Genomic DNA, 25,003 nt, shown 5'->3' with positions numbered 1-25,003 from the left:
GTGGGGTGAAGGCTAAGGGATGAGGGATGAGGGGGCAGCGATGCGCGATGCGACGGTAGCCGGGTTCAAGCCGAAGCTGTGGACCGACGGCGATTGGAACGCCTTTTTCGGATATGGCAGCAACCTGCTGGTCAACGTGCTGATGCTGACCGGCGTGCTGCGCTACGTCGTCGGGTTTCCGCCCGCATTCATCTATACCCGCGTGCTCCCCGCCCTGGGCGTGATGCTGTGCCTTTCGGCGTTCTATTACAGCTGGCTGGGCTGGCGACTGGCCAGGGAGACGGGACGCGACGACGTCTGCGCGCTGCCGTCGGGCCCGGGGATCGGGCATATCTTCATCGTCGCGCTGGTCATCATGTTGCCGGTCAAGACATTGACGGGCGACTATGTGAAGGCGTGGGAAGCGGGGATGGCGTGGGTCTTCCTGCAAAGCATCGTCATCATCGCGGGCGGTTTTGCGGGCGAATGGATCCGCAAGATCACGCCCCGCGCCGCGCTGCTCGCCGCGCTGGCGGGCATTGCCATCACCTATATCGCGGTGCGCCCGCTGACCGAAATCTACCTGACGCCGGTGATCGGGCTGGTCTGCTTTGCCGTCATCCTGCTCGACTGGTTCGGCGGCTTCCGGCTGATCGGCAAAGTCCCTGCCGGGCTCGTCATCATCGGGCTGGGCGCGGCGATTGCCTGGGGCTCGAATATCGTGGGCCTCAACCTCGGCGGATTGACGACAGAAGGCGTGGCGCGGTCGGTGGTCGAATTCGGGTTTCGGCTGCCGATCCCGGCGGTCGGGCATACTTTCGCTGGGTTCGAATTCCTGGGGATGATCATCGTCACCGCCCTGCCGTTCGGTGTCTACGACATCGTCGAAGGCATCGATAACGTCGAAAGCGCGGCTGGCGCGGGCGACAATTACCCCACGCAACGGGTGCTGGTGGCCGATGGCGTCATCAGCAGCATCGGCGCCCTGCTCGGCAATCCGTTCATGCTGGTCGTTTACATTGGTCATCCGGGGTGGAAGGCCATGGGCGGGCGCATCGGGTATTGCGCCGCCAGCGGCGTGTTCGTGCTGCTCGCCTGTTTGATGGGTGTCGTGCCACTGGTGCTTTCGCTGGTGCCGATCGTGGCGGTCTATCCGATCCTGCTGTTCATCGCGATGATCATCGGGTCGCAGGCGTTCCGCGACACGCCCGCGCGACATGCGCCGGCCGTCGTGCTGGGCATATTGCCGCATCTTGCGCATTGGGCGCATTCGCTCGTTCTCGGCACATTGACGGCGGTCAATATCGATCCGACCGCGCCGGGCGTCGAAGAAGCGCTCAAGTCCCAGAGCATATTGCTCCACGGACTGGAAGTACTGGGCGGTGGGGCGGTCCTGTCGAGCATCGTGCTGGCCGCCGCCGCCGTCTTCGTGATCGAACGTCGCTTGAAAAGCGCGGCTGCCAGCCTTTTGGTCGGGGCGGTGCTGACGAATTTCGGGTTCATGCACAATTCCGCCGTCGGTTTCGGCCAATCGCCGTCCATCGTCGTCGCCTACCTTCTGATGGCAGGCACGATGCTGTTGGCCGCGAAACTCGCTGACCGGCACCAGGAAGACATCAATGCCCGCGTTGATCCCGAACCGCACCCGGTGGGCAGTTCGGTCGAAGCGGCGATCTAGATCATGGGGGATGCCATCAGGAATATCGCACAAGCCGTCAACGCTGGGCAAACCAGCGCCCGATCGGTGATGGAAGACGCCATTGCGCGGATCGAAGCCTATGACGCGGTTCAGCCACAGGCCTGGATCTCGCGGCCCGGCAACGCCGCGCTGATCGCCATGGCAGAGGCGGTCGACAGGCGCGTGGCCACCGGGGAACGCCTGCAGCTTGCCGGTGTGCCCTTTGCGGTCAAGGACAACATCGATGTGGCAGGGCTTGCCACGACGGCGGCCTGCCCCGACTTCGCCTATCGTCCGGAACAGTCGGCAACAGTTGTCGCAAAGCTTGAAGCGGCGGGTGCGATCTGTGTCGGCAAGACTAATCTCGACCAGTTTGCCACCGGGTTGAACGGCACGCGCAGCCCCTACGGCATTCCGACATGCGTCTATAATCGCGACATGGTCAGCGGCGGGTCCAGTTCAGGCTCCGGCGTGGTGGTGGCCGCGGGGCTGGTGCCCTTTGCACTGGGCACCGACACGGCCGGTTCGGGCCGCGTTCCCGCCGCGATCAACGGCTGCGTGGGGTTCAAGCCGAGCAAGGGGAGGTGGAGCACGACAGGGCTTTTGCCTGCATGCCGGTCCATCGATTGCATATCGGTATTTACGTGCAGCGTCAGCGATGCCGCCCTGATCGATGGCATTGTTGCGGGGTTCGACGAAGACGATCCCTATTCCCGCTGCATGTCGGATCAGCCGCGATCGGGCCCGCGCCCCGTTTTTGGCATCCCGCTGGCAGACCAGCGGGAGTTCTTTGGGGATCGCGAGGCTGAGGACTTGTTCGATCGAGCGATCGAGCGTTGCAGGCAGCTTGGCGGCGAAATCGTCGAGATCGACATCGGACCGCTGCTCGATGCCGGCAAGATGCTGTATGGCGGCCCCTACGTCGCCGAACGTTATGCGTCGGTGGGAGCCTTTATCGAGGGCAACCCCGATGCCACGCATCCGGTCGTGGCCTCGATCGTCAAGAGCGGCTTGCGCTATGACGCTGCCGACACTTTCGCGGCTGCGTATGTTATGCAGGATCTGATGCGAAAGGCCGACGGCATATGGGCGCAGATCGATGCTCTGGTTCTTCCCACGACGCCAACATGTTACAGCATTGTCGACATGCTTGCCGAACCGTTTGGCCGTAACGCACGGCTTGGTCATTACACTTCGGCGATCAACCTGCTCGACATGTCGGCGATTGCCTTGCCGGTCGGGTTTCGCGCCGACCGGACCGGTTTCGGCATCAGCCTGATCGGCCCTGCTTTTGCCGACGAAGCGCTGTTCGATCTCGCCGAAAGGTTCGCCGATGGCGTCGGCGGCGATGCGCCGGAACTCGATATGGCTGGGGGTGAGCGGGTTTTGCTGGCCGTGGTTGGCGCGCATCTGCACGGTATGCCGCTGCACTGGCAACTCGACACGCGGGGCGCGCAATTGCAACGCAAGACGCAAACCACATCCGCATACCAGCTTTACGCCATGGCGGATGCCACGCCGCCCAAACCGGCGCTCGTGCACGTTGGTGCGGGTGGGACCGCGATCGAGGTCGAAGTGTACAGCCTCTCGCTAGAACAATTCGGGAGTTTCGTTGCCGAGGTGCCGCCGCCGCTTGCGATCGGGACGCTCGATCTTGACGACGGAACGCAAGTTAAGGGTTTTGTCGCGGAAGCCAGAGCCACGATCGATGGCAAAAATGTTTCCTCTTTCGGAAGCTGGCGAGCGTATATCCAAGACCTGTCAAAAGGGGGTGCTGTCACAACAAATGCAACTGATTGAAAGGTGGCCTTGCGAGGCAGTGTCAAAGGAATGGCCGGGCAGGGGACACTTTGTTAGCCGGAGCGGATGAGCAAGGCCGAGAATCCATTCCGATACTTCCATTCGTCACCAGATATCATCCGCATGGTGGTGATGCCATACGTGCGCTATCCGCTGTCGCTGCGGAACGTTGAAGACCTGCTTTTCGAACGCGGTTACGACATTTGCCACGAGACCGTTCGGCTCTGGTGGAATCGTTTCGGTCCGATGTTTGCAGCGGACATCCGACGACGGCGCGTCAGCCGAATGAAGGGCCACCGCCATTGGCGGTGGCACCTCGACGAGATGTACTTGACCCGAAGGGCCGCGCAGCGAACATGAACGGCGAGATGGTGTATCTGTGGCGCGCCGTCGATCACGAGGGCGAAGTCCTGAAAAGCTATGTCACGAGGAAACGGGACAAATCCGCGGCTTTGGCCTTCATGAAGAAGGCGCTGAAACGGCATGGCAAGGTCGAGGCGATCGTCACCGATGGCCTGACATCTTACTCGGCGGCGATGAAGGAACTCGGCAACCAGGACCGTCGAGTGGTAGGCGCATGGCGCTACGCCGCTGAGAGCCGAAGCATCGTTCGAACTCAGCGCCGCGATCACGTTCAGCCCCATGCGCGATCCCGATTGCAGTTATCGTTTTGCCTTGCCACAGTCATTTCAGGGTAAGACATCCGACCGAACAACGTCACACCCAGTCGCTAGCTTCGAAGCCATCACTCGGCGGTGCCAGTCTCGCCATGCAGATGGAGCAAAAGTTATGAATGTTGGTGGAGTAGACAGGCGTGCGATCCTGAGAGGCGGCGCTCAGATAGGTGCGATAACCGCACTTGGCGGGGTATTGGGCGGACTCATGTCGCGCCAGTCTCTCGCGGCGCACACGTCCGGACAGATCAGTCCTGCAATCAGCCCGTATGGACCGGTGTTTCCGATTGCCGATCAGGAAACCGGGCTTGAACTGCTGAAATTGCCGCGCGGCTTTACCTATCGCAGCTTCAGTTGGCAGGGAGACCTGATGTCGAACGGCCAACGCGTCAGCCCGGCGCACGACGGCATGGGCGTGGTCTCGGTCGGCGGCAATGGCGGACAAGACACTTTCCTGATCCGCAACCACGAAGTACGCGGCTCGGGCAACCTGATCGCCGCGCCGGGCCAGTATGATACCGCGGTTCAGTCGGGCGGAAGGCTAGGCGGCGGATGCGACGTCCTGCGCATTCGCAACGGCAAGTTGATCGACCATCGCGGCACGCTTGGCGGCACCACGGTCAACTGCGCCGGCGGCGTCACGCCGTGGGGCACATGGTTGACCTGCGAGGAAACGACGTACGACGGTACCAGTGCGGGGGGCAAGAAGCACGGTTACGTGTTCGAATGTTCGATCGATCCGAGCGAAACGACCGGCGAACCGATCGTGGGCATGGGGCGCTTTTCGCATGAGGCGGTCGCGGTCGATCCCGTCACCGGCTATGTCTATGAAACCGAAGATGCCCGCAACGTCTCGGGTCTTTACCGCTACAAGCCTACCAACACCGCGCGCACATATGGCGCGCTTGCCCAAGGCGGTCAGTTGCAGGCCGCGCGCATCGTCGGCACACCTGCCGCAAAGCTGCTGGCGCTGGGCGGAAACAACGCGGTGGCCGCTGTGGGTGATGTCCTGCAGGTGGAATGGGTCAATCTCGACGAACCCGATGCCGCACCGACCGGAGGAGCCTCCGGCCCTTATGCCGAGGCGCTATCCAAAGGGTGCCTGACCATGAGCCGTGGCGAAGGCATCTGGCACCACGGCGACAGCATTGCGATCGTCGATACCAGTTTTGGCAGGAACAGCGCCGGTGCTGACGGTCGCGGCCTGGGCGCTGTGTGGATATACACGCCCAGCACGTCCAACCCGGAACGCGGAACGCTGACGCTGCTTTATGCCGCGGCGGCGCGTGTTGCCGGCAACAATCCTGACAACCTCACGATCTCGCCGCGTGGCGGGTTGGTGACCTGCGATGACGGTGACGAGGTCTTGGACGATTTTGGCGAGGGACAGCGCATCATGGGCTATTCCGCACATGGCGAGGCATACATTCTGGCCAAGAGCAACGTCGTGATCAGCGATGGGGACATTGCGAAAATGGGCAGGACAGGTCAGTTTCCCGCCGACGACTATCGCGGTGCGGAATTCTGCGGCGCTTGCTTCGATCCCGCCGGTCAGACCCTATTCGTGAACGTGCAGTCGCCGGGTATCACCTTTGCGATCCGCGGCCCGTGGGCATCAGGTAACCTTTGAACGAACATCGCTCTGCAACGAAGTTGGCCCGGTCAGATCGCTTGCGTCTGGCCGGGCTGGCGCTTTTTCTCGTCATGACGGTCTTGGCTGCGGGTTTCCTGCTGAAAGGCAACGGAGCGAACCCCCTTCGATCCGACATCGACGAATATGTCCTGCTGCCCGGATCCGGCGAGGAGGGCGTGCCTGACCCGATTCACACGACAGCCGCACCGGGCATGCTGGCCAGTCCGACTTTGGGAAAGGAATTTGCCGAGAGTCTGGTCCTGCTTCCCGACGCGGCCAGCAAAGCGGGAAAGGGCTTCTGGATCAGCGCGAAAAGCGATCCCGACATGCTCGTCCGTCACAAGCTTCGCACTGGCGACATCATTCTGGACATGGACGGCCGCCCCCTCGATGCCGACCGCATCGGTGCGCTTGGCGGCGAATTGGGGATGCTTGACGATGTGGAGATCACATTTGTCCGCGACCATCAGGTTCGTAAACGTCTACTGACTTTCAATGAATAGACGCCGCGGTTCCTTCTGATCGCGAAAGGTTTGGGGTGCTGTTGCGGCAAGAGGACAGCGGGAAGCGGCGGACAGGCGGCTCGCCTCGTCATGTCACCATCAAACTACGGTTGGATCGACATTTCGCAGCCTCCGCTTCCGACCGATAATCATCAGATAGGGCGGCAGCATGACGGCCAAGACGAAAAGCTGCATAGCTTCAATTCCCAGATTGAACCCGGCGAGGGTCGGCAAATTTCGCGACAGTTGCGGTACGCCTTGTGCAAGCAGGGTCGCAAAGGCGAGGCCGTGGACAAAGCCGAAGCCACAGGCGACGAGCGCTTCGCGCCCCGGAAAGATCGGCCGGAAGGCGTGGATCGCCGTCACCACGACCGAGGCGGCGATAGCAAGCTCGACCGGCGCGGTCGGGAGATGCCAGTTGCCCAGACCGGCAGCGATCAAGGTGGCGGAGTGGCCCAGTGTGAAGCCTGTCACCACCTTGCCCAGTCCGACCAGAGTTTCGCGGCGATTGCGCCAGCCGACCCAGCGTCCGCCAAAGGCGGTCCGTGGAGCGGCCCACAGCAGAAACAGCAGAAACAACAGGTGATCGTATCCCGTCCCGATATGGAGCGCGCCAAGCCAGGCGGCATCGACAACCATGCGCAAAATCGGTGCCTGTCGATCAATCGTCATCGACTGCCGGCTTGAGCGCAACGCGCCGATGACGCGGGCGTCGCTGCCTTGGCGAAGCTGGACCATTACGAAGTGATCGGGCACTTCGTCGACGACAGCCGACCACCGCAACACGACAGGACCCGGACGTGCTCCGGCGGGTGCCACGAACCGAGCATCCGCCAGCAGGTCGGACGGCCCGGCGACTTGCGCGAAACGGATCGTATCGATCCGCAGCGGCCATGTTTCGCCCGTGGGTCCGGTTATCCGGGTCCGGTCGCGTAGGTAACGCCTCGCTCGTTCCAGCGAGGCTGGTGAGTTGTCGGTCCGATTGCCGCTTGCGTAAGCGTATTCCGCGGCCGGTATGACTATGGAAGCGTCTACGCGGTTCTCTTCGAAAGACAGCGTCACTTCGCTATTGGGCGTGAGATGCGCATGGGCGACCTGCGCGAAAAGCAGCGTTGCAAACGCGACGAACAGCCGCATCGCCCTAACCATGACCGAACCACACGACAGTCCGGCTGGGTTGAAAGATCTCGGGGTTGAGTGCTTCTGCGTGGAGCGTGGCTTGTTCGGCTGTCGCGACATCGCCCAAAAGCAATGCGGCCTCGGCTATCGAGGCATAGAGCGGCGCGCTGCGCCAACCGCTTGCTTCGGCTTTCCGCAGTTGTGTAAGCGCTTCGTCGGTTGCGCCCGTCGCCAGCAGTGCGTTGGCAAGCAGGATGCGAGACGCGCCATGAGGGCGCATAGCCACATCCTGTCGCGCCAGCGCAAGCGCTCTCTGGGGATCGCCAAAAACTAGTTCGTGTTCCGCCGCATGCGCCCGAGCGGCACTGGGCGCCAGCTGCAGCCTTTGTTGCCAAAGCGCGCCCGCGCGTGCCGACCATTGGCGACTGCGCACTCTGTCGCCCTGCGTTCTGTAAAGCATGGCGAGAGCGTCCATCGCGTCGGGCCATTGCTCGCGCCGCGCCACCGCTTCCATTTCGGCGATCGCGGTTTTGGTGTCGCCCGCAAGCGCGAACGTTTCGGCGCGGTAAAGCCGGGCAAGCGGGTAATCGGGAAAGAGGCGTAGCGCGCTATCGTACCAGTTGCGCGCTGCATCGTATCGCCCGCGCGCGCTTTCGGTGATGCCTAGTTGGAGGGCGATGCGCGCTTGCGACAGCGGCGTGCCGCCGCCGTCGCGCGCTGCCTTTGCGAACAGGGCCATCGCCGCATCGAAACGCCCCTGCGAGCGGGCGAGCGCGGCACGGCGAAAGGCAGTCGACGATGCCGATGTCCCTTCGGCGATCGCATAGAACCGCTCCGCCGCATCCATGTCGCCGCGATAAAGCGCGATGTCGCCGCGCATTGCGGCGATCTCCGCTTGGTCGGAAGCGGGGTTGGGCACGGCAACCCGTTCCGCCCCAGCCAGCGCAGCTTCGGCCCCTGCAAGATCGTGATTGACCATGGCGAAAGCCGCTTCGCGCAGCCAGGGCCCCGAACCTTCTGGCGCAAGGTTCCGCGCATTGCGAAGCCACGACCCTGCTTCGGACAGGGTCGCGTAGTTTCCGCTCAACGAAAAATCGGACAGTAGCGCGGCGGCGAGAGTTTCCTCGCGCAGCCATTCGCCCGGCGCCTTATTCACCCGTTCGCGACCCAGCGCGATCTCGTCGGCGTAGGCTTTCGTCGCAGAGCCATAATCGGCGGGCCCGAAAGCCCGGATCGCAAGGTCGTCCGGTTGCGGCAAAGCTTGGCTGGAGCCGGTCTCTTCCGGCTCCAGCACGTGTTCTGTCGCTGCGACCAACAGCACACAAAGGAAGGGGGCGAGCAACATTGATAAGGCTGTGCGGGGGAGCCGCAACCTCATCCGCTGCCCGCCCCCCGCTTGCGGCCAGTCCCCTGCCGCAAGCGGCGCATTCCCGACGGAGTACGGGGCCGCGCCCGGGGGTATCATCCGGCTGGCTTCGCGCAGGGCGTGAGGCCAAGACCGACCAGATCGTCAGCCAGAGCGTTGGTCAGACCCGTAAGCTGTTCCGTCAGTTCCGGCACGAAATCGCCGTTCGCATCGTCAGCCGGATCGGCATCGTTGTATGCGGTTTTCTGGTCTGACCCGATCAGTGCCGTCGCCACGGCGGGCATGCCCATCCGGTCCACGCGAACATAGGCCGAAGACGCATCGGAGCGAAAATCGAATGTCGACGCTCCGCCCGTTGCTAGTGGAGGACTGCCCTGCGCTGCCGCGAGATAGGGGAAGACAGGCCGATACTGCACGTCGTTGCCCGGCGGATTGACCGGTACGCCGGCCAGCGTCGTGGCGCTGTGAACGCCAAGATCGAGGAAGATCACCGCCAATGTCACGTCGATAACCTGATCGGGCAGTCGCCGACCGTTGGGAAAGCCCGAAGCGGCGGCAAGATCAAGCGTCAGCGTATCGGGCACGACAAGGCTGGCCACAGATACGCCCGGCGCCACTTCCTGCGTAAGGCAGGCGGACACGTCGAAGCCCGCCGGCGTCGGCGATGCGGTCGGCGTCGCGGTTGGCGTGGGGCTGGGCATCATGGTCGGGCTGTCGCCGCCGTCCCCGTCCCCGCCGCATGCGGTCAACAGGATTGCGGCCATCGTGACCGGCGCGATCCGCGCGGCACGAACCATGGCGCGATGGTTGAAACAGGTCATCACAGCTGTCCTCCGAAACGGGCCGTCGTCGCCCAGACGTCGACGGGGTTGTCGCCGTTGGCGATGCGGTTGCGGGGTATTTCGATGACCACCCCGGTCAGGTTCTGCCCGGCAAAGAAATCGCGGGTCGATTTGAAGCTGAGCGTTCCGGTCGCGGCGGTGTCCTTGAACCCTTGAAGGTCGAAGAAGAACGGATCGTCGAACAGCCCTGCGTGCGCCTTTACCCCGTCCTTGAGGATGTCGGTTTCCACTGCACCGGTCAGCGCGCCCGAAACGCCGGGCAGCCCTTCGATCTGCACGCCATAGCTGCCTTCTACATTGCCGGGGGCAAAACGGACGCGGATCGGAATATCGGGGGTGGTGCGCGGCGCAGCGTTCGACAGGTTGATCGTGTACAGCACGTCGCGATCGTAGGTCGCCGGTCGGTCTGTCGCCTGCGGTCCTGCGAATGTCAGGGCAAGGATCACCGAACTGTCGGTATGCCATGCATAGAGGTCGGCAATGTCCGCCGCGCGATCAGGCGTCGAATCGACCGAAGGATCGGTCCTTACCGGAGGGTCGAGGTGGTCGGCTGCAAAGCCGGCAAGTCCGGGGACGAGCATCGCCGTACCGGCCGCAAGGGCCAGTCCTCCTCCTCCCGCTATGGTCAATTTTTTCCAGTGCTGCACGGCATGCTCCCATGTCTCGATTGACGAGAACGCTTGGATTACCGGTCGCGGAATGGTGATTTCCTTGCCCGGCCCCTTGCGGCGCACCGTCATTTGCGGGCGCAGGAACAGCTACGGAGCGTGACCGAAAACGGATGCACCGCGGCAAAGATATTTTTTTGCCAATTTATTTTCGGGGGTCGGCAAAGACTTGCGCTCGCATCTTGCGGAATTTTGCCATATCGTCGTACCCTTGATGAGGGCTTCGACCACCGCCGAGCCGCAACTAAGACGGCAAGAGCTGGCAACGGCACTGCAAGGCGTGGGCCGCGGCGACAGGGCGGCGCTCGAAATCGTCTACACCATGACATCGGCGAAACTGTTTGGCGTGATCGTGCGGATCGAACGCGATCGCGACACCGCCGAAGACGTATTGCAGGACGTTTTTCTAAAGGTGTGGCGCCGCGCCGGTCGCTTCGATGCAAGCCGGGGCAGTCCGATAACCTGGCTTTGTGCGATTGCCCGCAACGCCGCCATCGATTCTTGTCGAGGCGGCAGCCGCGAAACCACGATGCCCGATGGATTGCTGCCGGAAATCGAAGACGATGCCGCTCCGGCAGACGAAATGCTCTGCGACATGGAAGACGCCGAACGGGTGAAGCGCTGCCTCGAAGGGTTGCAGCACGAACAACGCCGTTCGATCCGCCTCGCCTTCTTCGACGGGCTGAGCCATACCGAACTGGCCGAACGGGTCGGCGTGCCGCTCGGCACGATGAAAAGCTGGATCAGGCGCGGGCTTGCCAGCCTGAAGGGATGTCTTGGTGGCTGAGCCCGAGGCATACGATGGCCCCGACGTGATGGCCGGTGAATATGTGCTGCGCGTGCTCGAAGGCAGCGAACTGGCCGAAGCGCGCCGGCGGATGCTGGCCGACCCGGGCTTTGTCGCGCAAGTGAACTGGTGGGAAGATCGTTTCGGTACCTTGTGCGAGCAGTCGGCGACGATCGAGCCGGGCGCCGCCGTCTGGCCCGCCATTCTCGCGCGGTTGGAAAGCGACACGGCATCCGCCGTCGTGCCGATGCGGCGCGGTCCGGCGGGCTGGAGCATCGCTTTCGCGCTTGGCGGTCTGGGCGCGGCGGCTGCGGCAATCGCGCTGTTCGTCACCACCCCGACCACGATCCGCGTGCCGGTGCCGGGACCGACACAGGTCGCAAGTGCCGAAGGGCAGCTTGTTGCCCAGCTGGCAAGCGAGGACGCGGCCATTCGTCTGGCCACGATCGTCGATCCTGCTTCGCGCCGACTTTCGCTCAGCGCATCGGGGCTTCGCCCTGAACAGGGGCAGGCCTCGGAACTTTGGGTCATTCCCGAAGGCGGCGCACCCGTATCGCTCGGCCTTATTCCGGGCGACGGCAAGCTGACCCGCGAGCTGACCGTCGAAGAAGCCGGCCTGATGCGGGCGGGCGCGACATTCGCGGTGACGTACGAAACGGCTGACGGTGCGCCCCATGCGGCCCCGACCTTGCCCATCGTCGTCGCCGGCGGGCTTGGCGAAGTCTGATCCGACCTTCCACAATCGCCGGAAACATGGCGATTTCATAAATCACCGCGCGCTTGGAAAGATTCTATTTCAAGCGCCGTGCATCCGATCGTCCCCCCGCTCGGTAGCTGCCCATGTTGCCCGCTTAGGGCATCCTGCAGCGAGCGTGCCTCGCGAAGTCATCGGGGGAAGGACATGAACATCTGCAATCCTGCCATGCGCTCCGTTCCCGCGCTGCTCGCGTCGTCATTCGTCTGCGGTTTCTCGTCCCGAACGAAAAGGAAATCGACATGAAGACTTCGACGACACGTCTCGCCCTCGCGCTCTTGGCATCGACGACGACCCTGGGCCTTGCAGCAACCGCCCGCGCCGACGACACGCCGCAGTGCAACGATCAGAACGGCGATCCCCTGACAAATTCGACCGAATGCGGCACCGACGCCGATACCGGCACCGCGGCGGGCGCAACGGCGGTGGGCAATGGCGCGACCGCGACCGGCACCGATGCCGTTGCGATTGGCGGCGACGACGCCGGACTTAATCCCGCGACCGCCTCTGCTGCGTCGACCGTGGCGGTCGGCGGCGAAAGCGATGCGACGATGCCCGGCGCCACCGCAATCGGCTGGCAATCGCAGGCCACCGGAACGCGGGCCACGGCGCTGGGCCATCTTGCTACCGCGCAGGGCGAACGTTCATTGGCCGTCGGCGAAAATGCCGATGCGCAAACTGAATTCGCAACCGCCATCGGCAACGAATCCATCGCCAATGGCATCGACGCGCTCGCTGTCGGCGACAGCGCGATGGCGATGGGGAATTCCACCACGGCCATCGGCGGCGAAAGCGTGGCGATGAACCCCGGTTCGTCGGCTTTCGGCTGGCAGGCGCAGGCAACCGGCGCGATGGCCACGGCCGTCGGACACCAGTCCACCGCATCCGGTGACCAGAGCTTTGCCGGGGGCGAAGATTCCATCGCGTCGGGCACCAATGCCATCGCCATCGGCAACACCACATTGGCAGAAGGCGGCGATGCCATCGCGATAGGCGGCAACCGAGATGGCGCAATGGGCATGCAGACGATTGCCAGCGGGCCTTCGACCACGGTCGTGGGCGGACAGGCGCAAGCCATCGGCGCAGGGGCCACGGCCTATGGCTGGCGTTCCGATGCGAGCGCGGAGCGGGCCACGGCGCTTGGCCATCTGGCCGAAGCATCGGGCGTTCGTTCTGTCGCGGTCGGTGAAGCGGCGACGGCATCGGGCGCCACATCCGTTGCCATCGGCAATCTTGCGACAGCGTCCGGCGTCAATGCGGTCGCCATCGGCAATGGCGCGACCGCAGCGAATGACGGACAAGTCGTCGTCGCCTCGCTCGGCACCAGCACCGCATCGCAGACCGGCCCGATTTCGGTCGTCACCGCCGACAGCAACGGCACGCTGGGGCTTAGTGTCACGCCCGGGCTCACGGGTCTGGCCAGCTACAACGACGTTGCTGCCAACTCTGCCGCGATCAACACCAATTCGGCGATGATCGGTCAGAACAGGATGGCGATCTCGGATCTTCAGGGGCAAACTTCGCAGCTGTTCGATCTTGTCGAGTACAACAGCCGCGAAATCCGCAAGGCGAACGAAGGCGTGGCGATGGCGCTCGCCATGGAATCACCGGTCCTGTTCCCCGGCACCAGCTTCGGTGTGTCAGGCGGGCTTGGTTATTTCCAGAACCGGGTCGCCGGTTCGGCATCGGTCGCGGCGCGCGTTGGCGCCAATACGGCGGTTTCGGCCGGGATGGGCGTCGGTTTCGACAGCGGCGAAGTCGGTGCGCGGGCTGGATTCCAGATGGCTTGGTAAGGCTTCCTAGGGACGAGGAAGGACGGCCGGGGCATTTTTGCCCCGGCCGTTTCCGTGCCGCCAAAGGGAACTGTCAAACAGGTGGCCGGTGAGGGGCGATGCGGATAGCCAATTGGCTGAACACGACCAATATTCCTTGCTGGCAAGTATCGCAAAGTCGCCATTTCCCAGATTGCGATAGCCCGACGCGGCTGCCCGCGTTATGCACCGCGCATGGCTTCGTCAGCGCCGCTCGTTCCCGACCGGTATCACCCCCGCCTGATTGCAGCGGCGTCTGCGATGAACGCTAACGACCTTGCGCGGGCCGAGCCGATCCTGCGCGAGCACCTGAAGACCGACCCTTTCGATCCTTTCGCGATCCGCATGATGGCGGAACTCGCGGGGCGGATCGGGCGCTATCGTGATGCCGAGACGCTGCTGCGCCGTGCGCTCGAACTTGCGCCCGATTTCACCGCTGCGCGTTCGAACCTCGCGCTCGTGCTCTATCGCACCAACCGTCCGGCAGATGCGATCGAACAGCTCGACCGGGTGGCGATCGAGGATTCCGACGATCTCAGCTATTCCAACTTGCGCGCCGCGGCGCTGGGTCGGGTGGGCGAATACGAAGAGGCGCTGGAGATCTATCGCCGGGTGCTGGCTAGCATGCCCGACCAGCCGAAGGTGTGGATGAGCTTCGGCCACATGCTCAAGACGGTGGGCAAGCCGGAAGAAGCGATCGCCGCCTATCGCCGGGCCATCGATCTGAGGCCGCACCTGGGCGAGGTGTGGTGGAGCCTTGCCAATCTCAAGACCCTGCGCTTCGACGATGCGGACATCGCCGCGATGGAGGCGCAAGCGGCGCGCGGCGACCTTTCCGACGAGGACAGGTTCCACTTCGATTTTGCGCTGGGCAAGGCGCGGGATGATCGCGGCGATGCGAATCTTGCATTCGCGCGATACGCTTCGGGAAACGCCTTGCGCCGCAAATCGCTTCCTTACCGGGCCGCGGAGACGATGGCCTTTGTTGACGAGGCTATCGCGCTTGCCACCCCCGACTTGTTCGAGCGCCACGCAGGCAGCGGCTGCCTGTCGCCGGACCCGATCTTCATTCTCGGCATGCCGCGTGCCGGATCGACGCTGGTGGAGCAGATCCTGTCGAGCCATTCGATGGTGGAGGGCACCAGCGAACTTCACGACATACCTGCCCTCGCCCGCGAACTGGGCGAATATCCGGCGGCACTGGCGGACATCGCGCCCGAACGCCTGCGCGAGATCGGCGAGGCCTACTTGTCCCGCACTCGAATCCAGCGTCGTACCGCGCGACGGCTGTTCATCGACAAGCTGCCCAACAACTGGGCGCACGTCGCGCTGATCCATCTCGCCTTGCCGAATGCGAAAATCATCGACGCGCGGCGGCACCCGCTCGGTTGCTGCTTTTCCAATTTCAAGCAGCACTTCGCGCGGGGGCAGGGGTTCAGCTACGACCTTGCCGACATGGGTGGATACTATCGCGATTATGTCCGATTCATGGCGCATGTCGACGCGGTGCTGCCGGGCCGGGTGCACCGGGTGATCTACGAGGATATGGTGGACGATACCGAAGCGCAGGTGCGCCGCCTGCTCGACTATTGCGGGCTTTCGTTCGAGCCTGCCTGCCTGTCCTTCCACGAAACCGAGCGGGCGGTGCGCACGGCCAGTTCGGAACAGGTGCGTCAGCCGATCTACCGCGACGGAACCGACGCGTGGAGGCCGTTCGAGCACCATCTGGGTCCGCTTGTCGAAGCACTTGGCCCGGCCTTGCACGATTGGCGCGGCTGACCCCCGTGGCAAAATTGTCACGAGCGGCTGGCCAAGTAGAAGCTGGTTTCAGGAGTAACTTGACGAAATAGCCGCATCGCAGGACGTTCCGTTCATCTCGACATGGATCGAGAAGGGGGGTTTCAATGCGTCAGGGTTTACGTCGGTCGGCGATTTCGCTCCTTATGGTATCCACTGCGAGCGTGGCGTTTCCCGCATACGCGCAGGACAGTTCAGGCAATAACGATGACAATGTCATCATCGTCACCGCGCAGAAGCGCAGCGAAAGCCTGCAGGAAGTTCCCATCTCGATCCAGGCCTTTACCGGCGCCACACTGGATCAACACCAGGTCGCGAGTTTCGACGACTATGCCAAGATGCTGCCCAGCGTCAGCTTCCAGTCGTTCGGCCCGGGCCAATCGCAAATCTATTTCCGCGGCGTATCCAGCGGCGCCAACGCCAACGGCAGCCACTCCGGACCGCAGCCGACCAGCGCGATCTATGTCGACGAAGTCCCGCTGACGACGATCGGCGGCGCGCCCGACCTGCACATCTACGACATGGAACGGGTCGAAGCCCTTTCCGGCCCGCAGGGCACGCTTTATGGTGCAAGCTCGCTGTCGGGCACCCTGCGCCTCATCACCAACAAGCCCAATCCCGGCAAGTTCGAAGGCGGCGTGGACGCGAGCGTCACGACCTTCGGCAAGGGCGACAATTCGTCCGGCGGCTCGCTCGAAGGGTTCGTCAACGCGCCGCTCAACGAAACGATGGCCCTGCGCGTTTCGGCATTCTACGAACGGGTCGGTGGCTATATCGACAACGTGCCCGGTAGCAGGACTTACGAGATCTATGACGCCGAGGGCGACCTAGTCCCGTTCACGGTCGACAACGACCAGTATGTCGAAAAGAACTTCAACAATGTCGAGACGTGGGGCGGCCGTGCCGCGCTGGGCATTGATCTCGACGACAACTGGACCGTGCTGCCGAGCATCATTTACCAGAAGCAGAAGTCGCACGGGGCTTTCCTGTTCGATGCGGCAGTCGGCGACCTCGAGGTGCAGGACTACACGCCAGAGTACGGCAGCGACGAATGGTACCAGGCCGCGCTTACGATCAAGGGCAAGATCAGCGACTGGGACGTGACTTATGCCGGCGGCTATTTCGAGCGTGAAGCCGAAGTGGTGCAAGACTATTCGGCCTATACCGTCGCCTATGACGCGGTCTATCCGTCCTACGTCAGCTTCCTTGATGCCAATGACGAAATCATCGACCCGACCCAGACCTACCGCGGGTTCGACAAGTATACGAAGCAGACGCACGAACTGCGTTTCTCGTCGCCAGAGGGCAATGCCTGGCACCTGATCGTCGGCGCGTTCTACGAACGGCAAACCGATGCGATCGATGCCGACTACATAATCCCCGGCCTGGCCGCGTCGCCATATGGGTACGCGGTGCCGGGCTGCGGGGACGACATTTTCTGCACCCGTGTCGACCGCATCGACCGCGACTACGCCGGGTTTGTGGACCTGACCGTCGACATCACCCCGGCGCTCAGCGTTAACGGCGGCATTCGCTACTTCAAGACGAACAATTCTCTGAGCGGATTTTCCGGCACGGCGGGAACGGTCGGCAATACCGAAGCCTGTACGCCGTCGAGCGATCCGCGCCTGCCCTGCCTGCTTTTCGACCGGACGGTGAAGGAGGATGGCGAGACACACAAGGTCAACGTCACCTACAAGATCAATCCGGACGCGATGGTCTATGCGACCTATTCGACTGGCTTCCGCCCCGGCGGCATTAACCGGCGCGTGGGGGTCAATCCCTATAAGTCGGACACGCTCGACAATTACGAGGTCGGCGCAAAGACGATGCTGTTCGATCGCATGCTGACGCTGAATGTCACCGGCTTCTACGAGGAATGGAACGACCTCCAGTTCGGTCTGTCCTCGGCCAATTCGCTTGGCGTCATCAGCACCTACAACGCGGGCAATGCGCGGATCTATGGCGTTGAGGGCGACTTCAACCTGCGCCTCGACAGGTTCACGCTGTCGGGCAGCGCCAGCTACATCGACGCCAAGCTTACCTCGGACTTCTGTGCGATCGATCCGGGCACCGGCAATCCCGATTGCACGATCGAGGACTATATCCCGACACCGGCAGGAACGCGGCTGCCCACCCAGCCAAAGTTCAAGGGCCAGATGACCGCGCGCTACGGCTTTGACGTCGGTTCGACGCGGTCGTTCGTGCAAGGCACGGTCAACCACCAGTCGGGTGCCCGCTCCTATCTCACGGTGGATCCCTTCACGGGCGGAATATTGCTGCCGCCGACGGCGGGATTCACGAGCTTCGACTTCTCGTTGGGCGCTGACATGGGAAGCTGGAAATGGTCGATGTTCGTCGAGAACGCCTTTGACGAGCGCGGCATTTTGAGCCTGAACACGGTCTGCGTGCCGTCGATCTGCGGCGCCTATGCCCGCAGCTATCCGATCAAGCCGCGTATGTTCGGCATCAAGGTGGGCGCGACGTTCGACTAGGGCAGCGGGCGAGGCTTGCGTGGACGCATCGGTCGTCAGGGCCATGCCGCGTCTTCGCAAGCCTCCCGGCTCGTTACGCGACCTAAACGCATAACCAAATATCATCAGGCCCCGCGCGAGGACCTGACCCTGCATGGCATGATCAACCTCGTCGCTAAGTTCGCCGATGTGGACTGCGAAGTCATTATTCGGGGCGAACCCATGCTCGATATCTTTGGATGATGCTTTCCTCGGGTTGGCTTCTGAAAACGAAATTAACCGCGCAACGAACGACCGCAGCCAGAAATAGTCTCGTCATCCAGCAGCGTTTTCTGGCTTTGTTTTAGCGTTAGACCGGTAACGATAATTGCGTCATTCTGCCCGAGCGTGATTTCGCCTGAATCGCTCCTGTGGGGAGAGTTGATGTCAGTTGCATTTCTTCTTCTTACGGCCGCAGCGATGGAAGGTTCTGCAACTGGGGTTCGCGACAAAGAAGTAATCATCGTTACGGGAGAGCGGTCTGGACTGTCCCTATTCGAAACCGATACGAGCGTCACCGTGATCGGCCATGACCAGATCGAGGACATGCCCGCGCCTGACCGGATCGAGGATCTGTTGGCGCAGGTCCCCAATGTCACGTTCGGATCGGGTGGCGATGGGCCCACAGTCAGGGGCATGGATGCGACCGGCGCCTTGCGCGACTTGTCGGCCTTTCTCGGCGGTAACAGGCCGAGACTAACCGTGCAGATCGACGGGCGGGCGATCAGCTACAATGAATTGGCCTTTGGCCTTACCTCGATCTGGGACGTGCATCAGGTCGAAGTCTTTCGCAGCCCGCAGACCACGACCCAAGGGCGCAATGCCATAGGGGGCGCAATCTTTGTCGAGACCCGCGATCCTGCATTTGCCTGGGATGGTCGCGCGCGGTTCATTCTGGGCGATGCGCATACCCGCCAGCTTTCCGGATCGCTATCTGTTCCAGTCGTTGACGATGCACTTTCGGTGCGATTTTCGGGCGATATGCGCCGCAGTCGAACTTCGAGCCAAATCGAAAACCGAGTGCCGCAGATCGACTATAACGACGATCGGTCCGATCTGGCGAGGATCAAGCTGATCGCCCGCCCCGGTGGTGCGGCGGGACCGGAACTGCGGCTGTCGTTCCAGCATGTCCGTTCGCAAATGCCTCAGATCGTGGCTGTCTCGACGCCATTCCGGGATCGGCAGGACAAAGTCGGCAATTACGGTTATTTTGACGTCCGGGTCGATGCGCTGACCGCTCGCATCTCGACGGAAGCTGGGTCGAACTTTTCGATCGACGCCAGCGCAAGCATTGGCGACGCACATATTGTGCGCCACGCGCGCAAGGGCTGGGGTGAGGCCGACACGAACGCGACGGATCGATCAGGCGAAATCGTGGTCCGCTGGCGACCGGCAAGGGGTCTGCGCGTGCTTGCCGGCATCAGCGGAGTGATGACCGACACGCACCAGTCGATTGACGTGTCCTCCGCAGGGGCGGGCCTTGGCCGCTTCGACGACAGGCAACGGAGCCTTGGCCTTTTCGCCGAAGTAACTCAGACACTGGCGAACGGTTTGGAACTGGGGGCGGGTCTGCGCTGGCAGGAAGACCGGCAGGACCGCGCCGGGACGCTTGCCTCAGGCCTGATCACTCTCGACTATGATCGTACGTTTTCCGCATTTCTTCCCAAGGTTTCGGTCGCATGGGACGTGCATGACGGAGTGCGGTTGGGAGCCCTCGCGCAAAAAGCGTATAATCCCGGCGGCACAACCATCGCGCTTCCCTCTGGCACTCCCGATGCGTTCGCAGCGGAAACGCTGTGGGACTATGAGGTCTTTGCACGGGCGCAACTGGCTGACGGCGGTGTGAAGATCAGTGCGAACGTGTTTCGCTATGATATCCGCAACGCCCAGCGCCGGTTGCTGCGCGACTTCGTCGGTCCCGATGGCACGACGGCGGTGATCGCCGAGACGGATAATGCGCCGCGGGCTTGGTCGCGGGGAGCGGAAGTGTCGATCGCATGGTCGATGACGGCGCGGTTGGCGCTCGACGCAGCGCTCGGGCTGCTCGATACGCGGATCACCCGCACGCTGTCGCCATCCGACCCGATCCTTGGCAAGCAGTTCCAGCGCTCTCCGCACCTGACGAGTTCGTTTTCGGCTCGCTGGAATCCAAGCGAGAGCCTGTTGCTGAACTTGCAGATGCGTGGCCATAGCCCCTATTTCAGCGACGATGCCGAGACCGCTGCCATGCGCGTTCCCGGAGCGCTGACGGTAGATGCGAATGTCGCCTTCGATATCGGTCCGGCGCGCCTGACCGCATATGCCCGCAATATGTTCAATGCGTTCAACCTGACCCATCGCTATTCCGAATTTTCGCGTCTTGCCACGGCAGAGGACCCGCGCGAGCTGGGCATCGGGATCGAGGGGCGATTCTGATGCGGGATCAGAACTTCGCGGGCAAGGCGCCGCGTATGAACGCATCAGGCTGCTGACCGCTTTTGCGCCAGTAATCGATCAGGCCGAGATCGCGGCACAGGGTCACGAAACGTGGATCGCCTCGCAGCGCTTCGGTCGCCGGGATGAACAGCCATTGCGTTCTCCGCCAACCTTCGCTGTTGATGAGCCGACCGTCGTTGCTGACACGCGGATCGTCAATATACTTACCGCGCCGCAGGAGCAGGCTGTCCGTGACGGCGAAGGCTGCATCCAGTTGGCCAAGTGCGGACAACAGCATCACTCCGTTCCCCGCATTGGAAGGGCCTTTCGGTGCCGAATCCAGAACCGCAATGCGTGCGCCGGCGATGTCGTCCGGATTGCGACTATCAAGCGCCAGAAGGCCTTTGCGCCAGACCGTCGCGGTCGTCGCCTGAAGCGTGGCGGGCCAACCCGCGACGGTATCGATCATGGCCAGCGCGGCCTTGGGTCGTCCAGTAAAGGCATAGATCATCAGGCGCGCGCTCCAGACCCATTCGTCGCGGGGCCAGAGCTGGCGCGCCCGATCAATCGTGCGGTCAGCCCGATCGATCTCGCCAAAGATCCAGAATTTCAATGCACGCTTGAACTGCAGCGAAGGATTGGCGGGTTCGATGGCAGCAGCTCTCTCTAGCATCGCGCGCGACTCCGTGCAGCGCCCTACCGACTGCAGCATGATGGTTAACACCCCCAGCGCACCGACATGGCGCGGGGCTAGCTCGAGGACGTGGTGCAAGCGCCGTTCCGTAACGAACCAGTCGTCGAGCCCAGAGCGAAGCAACGCCTGCGCAAAGAGCGCGTCAGTCTGCTGCGGGTCGATGGCCAGCGCCTTGCGGGCGGCGGCCTCGCTGCGGTCGATAGAGCTTGCCGTGAACTCTTTGGGGGCCAGTTCCCCTTCGCGGTAGCGTGCATGTGCAAGCAGGCCCCAGCCTTCGGCACGGGTAGGATCGTGGGCGACCAGCTTTTCGAGCATTGGCACGGCGGCTCGGTGCCCGTCGCTGCCAGACAGGGTGCGGCGCGCTTCTTTGATGCGGGCCGCATATTCTCGGCCTTGGTTCGACCGTGTCCACAGCCAGCCACCGCTTGCGCCCACGAACGCCAGAGCTCCGGTCGAGGCTATGACCGCCCGGCGCGAAAGGTGATGGCGAGTGAGTTTGCGAGGCGACTGGCCGGTTTCGATGGTATCGATGGACAGACGATAGCCGATGCGTGGGATCGTCTCGACCTCGAAGCCGGCGGCCGTTTCCGTCGCGATCCGTCGCACGGCGGAAATGGTGCGGTTTACCGCATCGTCGCCGACGATCCGGCCCTGCCAGCATATTTCGAGCAAGTCATCACGTGTCAGCACAGCCCCTTGCGCGTCGGCCAGCGCCAAAAGGACCTGCATGACGCGCGGTTCGACAGCAACTTTGCCGTCCGGCCCTTCGACCATGCGGACCGATGGACGGATCTTCGCCTCGCCAAGCCGAAAATCGGCGCGATGGGCGAGCAAATGCACATCCGGCCGATGATCCGCCGATCCTTCTATCCTGCTTGGCGATTCATCGGCCAAAGATAAGCGCTCCATCATTCGCTTGGCCCCGCGAGCGTAGCAGTCTTTCGAGCCTAAATGAATGATGGAGGGCAAGACATGGGTGCGAGGCGGTTATTGCAGCAAATGCGGTGGTCGCCTTCGGTTGGCAACTTGCTCCGACGCTGGCGCATGCGCCGGGCACCGACAGCAACCGGTATTCTGCTGGTTCTGTCCTTCCTTCTATGTGCAATGGTTCGGATGCTCTGGCGCTCGACCTGCCAATTTCGGCCGGTCATGCCAAAACGATCGATAAGATGGCCACGGGTCGGGTCCGCAGGTCGGTGTCGCTTTTCCCGCGTGGGCAAGGCACTGCAACCTAGACTGCGGGTATAAGCATGTGCCGTCATCGCTTGGCGATGAACGCGCCTCTTGCTTCCTGGGTGGTACCGTCGAGAGGCGAGACGTATGAAAAGCGCAGCCCCCCGATCAATTCGTCGGCGGCGGGACCGGCAAATTGACCGCTGAGTGGATAGTTCTTGTTGTCAGGCTCGCCAGGCACCGGGCGATAGAAAGCATGATATCCCGCCGTCCATTCGATGTCGTCCAGCAGCAGTGGTTCCAGCAGATGCGTTTCGAGAAGCGAAACGATGGGCCTGCCCTGGAACCGAGCCGAGCCGGTAGCCGGGTCGAATGTCATGGTGATGGCAAAGCTGACGGAACCATAAGGGCGCTCGTCTTCGAAGTCGTATTGTTCGTCGGTCCTGCCCTCGAACAGGCCGATATATCTCACCACCGTCCCGGTCGGGCCGCTTCCGAACGGTGCTGGGATGCCGAAGGCAGTCGCTCCCCTCAGGATGGAATCGTTGTAACCCCAGGCTGCGAGATTGGAATAGAAGTAGCGATAATCGGGGTCGATCGCCTCGCCCGATGCGCGCATCAGGACGTAGGTGCGGCTGCCGGGGAGGAAAAAGTTCAACCATGGAGCCCCGGGAAGCGGAGTGTAGTTCGGGTCGCGTTGCAGGGGTTCGAAAGTCGAATTGTCAGGCGTGGTGGCATAATAGCCCTTGGTGTTTGCATTGTAGTGGAAATTCAGGCCGCCATCGGAATAATACCTGCCTTCTGAAGCAAAATTGGTGCTCGTCGTCGCGTTATAGATGATCGGGTCCGTCGCTATTGGCGTTGGCGTGGCTGTGGGCGACGGCGTGGGCGTCGGGGTTGGCACTTGCACCGGCGGTTCCGAACTGCCCGAAGAACCGCCACCACAAGCTGCGAGGGCGAGCGTGAGTATCAGGATACTTGCGTTTGGGATCGCTTGGGTCATGGCGTCTGCCTCCTGCGCGATCAGAACCCAGGCCCGCGTCTTTGGCCATGATGATCAGGCGATGATTTGCCGATGATTTGACCCCCCCCCCCCCCCACGGAAAGTCTTCGGAAAAATCATCTCCGGCCTTTCATTCACGTTGGCAGGTTGCCTGCAGCTGCATGGCAGAGCGGCTTACATGAACCGGTACGCGATCGCCCGGCTGTGGCGCGACGCGCAGACAGCGGAACTATGGTGAGGTGGCACCTCCGAATCTTCGTGAAAATGATCGGACTGTGCCTCGCGCACCGACCTCTTCTCCGGGGCATAGGTTGGACGGTGCAGAGGATTGCACGACGATTTCTGCTTGACGCCGTACTTATAAGAACAATACCTACTCATCAGTATACAAAGGTTTGTGCCAGATGATTCTCGATGGGACGCAGGTTGCGATACAGGACGCGGTGCGCGCCTTTGCACAGGATCGCATCCGGCCCAACTCCGCCGCGTCCGAAGGGGCTGGCGGTTATCGGTGCGGTCTTTTCGAAGAACTGGCCGAACTTGGTCTCATGGGAATGACGGCTCCGTCGCAATTCGGCGGAGCGGAGGCGGATTTCGTTTCCTATGCGCTGGCACTGATCGAGATCGCGGCAGCCGACGGCGCGCTTTCGACCATCATTTCGATCCAGAATAGTTTCATCGTGCCCACCGACAGCAAGGGCTATTCGGTCGACAAGGTCGAGCACAAGCTGGGGCAAGGCGCGTCCGACACTTACGCCATCCGGTTCGAAGACCTGTTCGTACCCGATGACTTGCGTTTGGGAGCAGAGGGAGCAGGTTACGGTCTTGCGCTATCGAATCTTGAGGTCGGGCTCGTCGGTATCGCGGCGCAAGCCATCGGCATCGCGAAGATTTACCGCGATGTGCTGGCTTGCCAGATCTACGAAGGAACCTCCGACATTTAGCGCATGGTGATTGCCCGCGCTCTGTGAAACCGGATTGATGAATAGCCAAGATGCGAAAGGTCCAAGGATGAACATTAACGGATTGCCGGCGATCGTGACCGGCGGGGCTTCGGGTCTTGGCGGGGCGACTGCTGCTCGGCTGGCGAAGGCGGGGGCGAAAGTCGCGATCTTCGATCTCAACGAAACGCTCGGCAACGAACATGCCGCTGCCATCGGCGGCAGCTTCTTCAAGGTGGACGTGACCGACGAGGCACAGGTCGCAGACGCGCTGGAGCAGGCGGAGGCGCTGAACGGCAAGGCCCGCATACTCGTCAACTGCGCGGGCATCGGTCCTCCGGCCAAGGTGATCGATCGCGACGGCAACCCGATCCCGCTGGCCGATTTCAGCAAGATCGTGACCATCAACCTTATCGGCAGCTTCAATGTCCTGTCGAAGTTCGCCGCCCGCCTGATCGATGCCGAGCGCATCGGTGAGGAACGCGGCGTCATCGTCAACACCGCCAGCGTGGCGGCATTCGAAGGGCAGATCGGGCAGGCCGCCTATGCCGCGTCGAAAGGCGGGATCGTCGGCATGACGCTGCCCGTCGCGCGGGAATTCGCGCGCCACGGCATTCGCGTCATGACCATCGCGCCGGGCCTGTTCCTGACCCCGCTTCTGGCGTCGCTGCCGCAAGAGGCGCAGGATTCGCTGGGCCAGCAGGTTCCGTTCCCCAGCCGGCTCGGCCACCCTGACGAATATGCTCAGATGGTTGAAATGATAGTTTCCAATCCGATGCTGAATGGCGAGACGATCCGTCTGGATGGAGCAATCAGGATGGCCCCGAAATGAATTTCCCCGAGATATCGGAAC

18 protein-coding genes and 2 pseudogenes are annotated in these 25,003 nt (G+C 62.5%); 14 read left to right on the top strand and 6 right to left on the bottom strand.

The features are described 5' to 3' along the window. The first annotated feature begins 40 nt into the window (after window positions 1-40). The 5 genes and pseudogenes from EKN06_RS14080 (at window position 41) to EKN06_RS14060 (ending at window position 6,267) form a co-directional block, all read left to right on the top strand. Complete coding sequence (locus EKN06_RS14080; RefSeq protein ID WP_205693910.1) at window positions 41-1,657, top strand: hypothetical protein; 1,617 nt, start codon at window positions 41-43, stop codon at window positions 1,655-1,657. A gap of 3 nt (window positions 1,658-1,660) precedes the next feature. Continuing rightward, window positions 1,661-3,457, top strand: coding sequence for an allophanate hydrolase (gene atzF / locus EKN06_RS14075; RefSeq protein ID WP_127613556.1), 1,797 nt, complete (start codon window positions 1,661-1,663; stop codon window positions 3,455-3,457). Between the two features lie 66 nt (window positions 3,458-3,523). Beyond that, window positions 3,524-4,086: pseudogene (locus EKN06_RS16195) on the top strand (IS6 family transposase); the annotation flags it as partial. A 253-nt stretch (window positions 4,087-4,339) separates the two neighbouring features. Further along, window positions 4,340-5,761 (top strand): alkaline phosphatase PhoX, encoded by a 1,422-nt coding sequence (locus EKN06_RS14065; protein ID WP_205693909.1) that lies wholly within the window; start codon window positions 4,340-4,342, stop codon window positions 5,759-5,761. Window positions 5,762-5,802: 41 nt separating this feature from the next. Beyond that, window positions 5,803-6,267: a hypothetical protein gene (locus EKN06_RS14060; RefSeq protein ID WP_127613554.1), complete on the top strand. Its 465-nt coding sequence runs from the start codon at window positions 5,803-5,805 to the stop codon at window positions 6,265-6,267. A 99-nt stretch (window positions 6,268-6,366) separates the two neighbouring features. Here the strand turns inward: EKN06_RS14060 and EKN06_RS14055 are convergent, their stop codons facing one another. The 4 genes from EKN06_RS14055 to EKN06_RS14040 all read right to left on the bottom strand — a co-directional run bounded on the left by EKN06_RS14055 (window position 6,367) and on the right by EKN06_RS14040 (window position 10,334). Continuing rightward, entirely contained in the window at window positions 6,367-7,416 is a 1,050-nt protein-coding gene (locus EKN06_RS14055; RefSeq protein WP_164844089.1) for a HupE/UreJ family protein, read from the bottom strand. Beyond that, window positions 7,409-8,731, bottom strand: a complete 1,323-nt coding sequence (locus EKN06_RS14050; protein WP_164844088.1) for a tetratricopeptide repeat protein — start codon at window positions 8,729-8,731, stop codon at window positions 7,409-7,411. The genes EKN06_RS14055 and EKN06_RS14050 overlap by 8 nt, the downstream gene beginning before the upstream one ends. 116 nt (window positions 8,732-8,847) lie before the next feature. Beyond that, a complete protein-coding gene (locus EKN06_RS14045) occupies window positions 8,848-9,573 on the bottom strand; it encodes a DUF4331 family protein (protein WP_240654995.1) in 726 nt (241 codons plus the stop codon). After that, on the bottom strand, window positions 9,573-10,334 hold the full coding sequence (locus tag EKN06_RS14040; RefSeq protein WP_127613551.1) for a DUF4331 family protein: 762 nt from the start codon (window positions 10,332-10,334) through the stop codon (window positions 9,573-9,575). The genes EKN06_RS14045 and EKN06_RS14040 overlap by 1 nt, the downstream gene beginning before the upstream one ends. Before the next feature lie 142 nt (window positions 10,335-10,476). On the opposite strand from EKN06_RS14040, the gene EKN06_RS14035 reads away from it, so the two are divergent. The 6 genes from EKN06_RS14035 (at window position 10,477) to EKN06_RS14010 (ending at window position 20,339) form a co-directional block, all read left to right on the top strand. Further along, window positions 10,477-11,049 (top strand): sigma-70 family RNA polymerase sigma factor, encoded by a 573-nt coding sequence (locus EKN06_RS14035; RefSeq protein WP_127613550.1) that lies wholly within the window; start codon window positions 10,477-10,479, stop codon window positions 11,047-11,049. Beyond that, window positions 11,042-11,776, top strand: a complete 735-nt coding sequence (locus EKN06_RS14030; protein ID WP_127613549.1) for an anti-sigma factor — start codon at window positions 11,042-11,044, stop codon at window positions 11,774-11,776. The genes EKN06_RS14035 and EKN06_RS14030 overlap by 8 nt, the downstream gene beginning before the upstream one ends. A gap of 269 nt (window positions 11,777-12,045) precedes the next feature. Next, entirely contained in the window at window positions 12,046-13,596 is a 1,551-nt protein-coding gene (locus EKN06_RS14025) for a hypothetical protein (RefSeq protein ID WP_127613548.1), read from the top strand. Between the two features lie 279 nt (window positions 13,597-13,875). After that, window positions 13,876-15,393: a tetratricopeptide repeat-containing sulfotransferase family protein gene (locus tag EKN06_RS14020; protein WP_420810799.1), complete on the top strand. Its 1,518-nt coding sequence runs from the start codon at window positions 13,876-13,878 to the stop codon at window positions 15,391-15,393. Window positions 15,394-15,575: 182 nt separating this feature from the next. Beyond that, a complete protein-coding gene (locus EKN06_RS14015) occupies window positions 15,576-17,906 on the top strand; it encodes a TonB-dependent receptor (RefSeq protein WP_240654994.1) in 2,331 nt (776 codons plus the stop codon). 438 nt (window positions 17,907-18,344) lie between these two features. Then, on the top strand, window positions 18,345-20,339 hold the full coding sequence (locus EKN06_RS14010) for a TonB-dependent receptor (protein WP_164844087.1): 1,995 nt from the start codon (window positions 18,345-18,347) through the stop codon (window positions 20,337-20,339). A gap of 7 nt (window positions 20,340-20,346) precedes the next feature. Here EKN06_RS14010 and EKN06_RS14005 read toward each other — a convergent pair whose 3' ends face one another. Together EKN06_RS14005 and EKN06_RS15740 are read right to left on the bottom strand one after the other, a co-directional pair. After that, window positions 20,347-21,927, bottom strand: coding sequence for a winged helix-turn-helix domain-containing protein (locus EKN06_RS14005; RefSeq protein ID WP_164844086.1), 1,581 nt, complete (start codon window positions 21,925-21,927; stop codon window positions 20,347-20,349). Window positions 21,928-22,291: 364 nt separating this feature from the next. Further along, window positions 22,292-23,209, bottom strand: coding sequence for a hypothetical protein (locus EKN06_RS15740; RefSeq protein WP_164844085.1), 918 nt, complete (start codon window positions 23,207-23,209; stop codon window positions 22,292-22,294). Window positions 23,210-23,348: 139 nt separating this feature from the next. Here EKN06_RS15740 and EKN06_RS16105 point away from each other — a divergent pair, with 139 nt between their 5' ends. From EKN06_RS16105 to EKN06_RS13980, 3 genes and pseudogenes are all read left to right on the top strand, one after another. Then, window positions 23,349-23,447, top strand: coding sequence for an acyl-CoA dehydrogenase family protein (locus EKN06_RS16105; protein WP_276317290.1), 99 nt, complete (start codon window positions 23,349-23,351; stop codon window positions 23,445-23,447). Between the two features lie 166 nt (window positions 23,448-23,613). Then, window positions 23,614-24,114 (top strand): annotated as a pseudogene (locus EKN06_RS13985) (acyl-CoA dehydrogenase family protein); the annotation flags it as partial. A gap of 106 nt (window positions 24,115-24,220) precedes the next feature. Further along, window positions 24,221-24,982, top strand: a complete 762-nt coding sequence (locus tag EKN06_RS13980) for a 3-hydroxyacyl-CoA dehydrogenase (RefSeq protein WP_127613541.1) — start codon at window positions 24,221-24,223, stop codon at window positions 24,980-24,982. The last annotated feature ends 21 nt before the right edge of the window (window positions 24,983-25,003 follow it).

The organism is Croceicoccus ponticola, from assembly GCF_004004515.1.
GTDB classification, from domain to species: Bacteria; Pseudomonadota; Alphaproteobacteria; order Sphingomonadales; family Sphingomonadaceae; genus Croceicoccus; species Croceicoccus ponticola.
Note: the sequence above shows the minus strand (reverse complement) of the source record. Positions and strands in the feature narration are given on the sequence as shown.

What these genes read in the sequence shown, in the direction of transcription:
- EKN06_RS14045 (WP_240654995.1), bottom strand. Translation starts at nt 9,573, where the DNA reads ATGACCTGTTTCAACCATCGCGCCATGGTTCGTGCCGCGCGGATCGCG.
- EKN06_RS14020 (WP_420810799.1), top strand. Translation starts at nt 13,876, where the DNA reads ATGAACGCTAACGACCTTGCGCGGGCCGAGCCGATCCTGCGCGAGCAC.
- EKN06_RS14055 (WP_164844089.1), bottom strand. Translation starts at nt 7,416, where the DNA reads ATGGTTAGGGCGATGCGGCTGTTCGTCGCGTTTGCAACGCTGCTTTTC.
- EKN06_RS15740 (WP_164844085.1), bottom strand. Translation starts at nt 23,209, where the DNA reads ATGACCCAAGCGATCCCAAACGCAAGTATCCTGATACTCACGCTCGCC.
- EKN06_RS14080 (WP_205693910.1), top strand. Translation starts at nt 41, where the DNA reads ATGCGCGATGCGACGGTAGCCGGGTTCAAGCCGAAGCTGTGGACCGAC.
- EKN06_RS13980 (WP_127613541.1), top strand. Translation starts at nt 24,221, where the DNA reads ATGAACATTAACGGATTGCCGGCGATCGTGACCGGCGGGGCTTCGGGT.
- EKN06_RS14025 (WP_127613548.1), top strand. Translation starts at nt 12,046, where the DNA reads ATGAAGACTTCGACGACACGTCTCGCCCTCGCGCTCTTGGCATCGACG.
- EKN06_RS14040 (WP_127613551.1), bottom strand. Translation starts at nt 10,334, where the DNA reads ATGACGGTGCGCCGCAAGGGGCCGGGCAAGGAAATCACCATTCCGCGA.
- EKN06_RS14065 (WP_205693909.1), top strand. Translation starts at nt 4,340, where the DNA reads ATGTCGCGCCAGTCTCTCGCGGCGCACACGTCCGGACAGATCAGTCCT.
- EKN06_RS14050 (WP_164844088.1), bottom strand. Translation starts at nt 8,731, where the DNA reads ATGTTGCTCGCCCCCTTCCTTTGTGTGCTGTTGGTCGCAGCGACAGAA.
- EKN06_RS14035 (WP_127613550.1), top strand. Translation starts at nt 10,477, where the DNA reads ATGAGGGCTTCGACCACCGCCGAGCCGCAACTAAGACGGCAAGAGCTG.
- EKN06_RS14010 (WP_164844087.1), top strand. Translation starts at nt 18,345, where the DNA reads ATGGAAGGTTCTGCAACTGGGGTTCGCGACAAAGAAGTAATCATCGTT.
- atzF (WP_127613556.1), top strand. Translation starts at nt 1,661, where the DNA reads ATGGGGGATGCCATCAGGAATATCGCACAAGCCGTCAACGCTGGGCAA.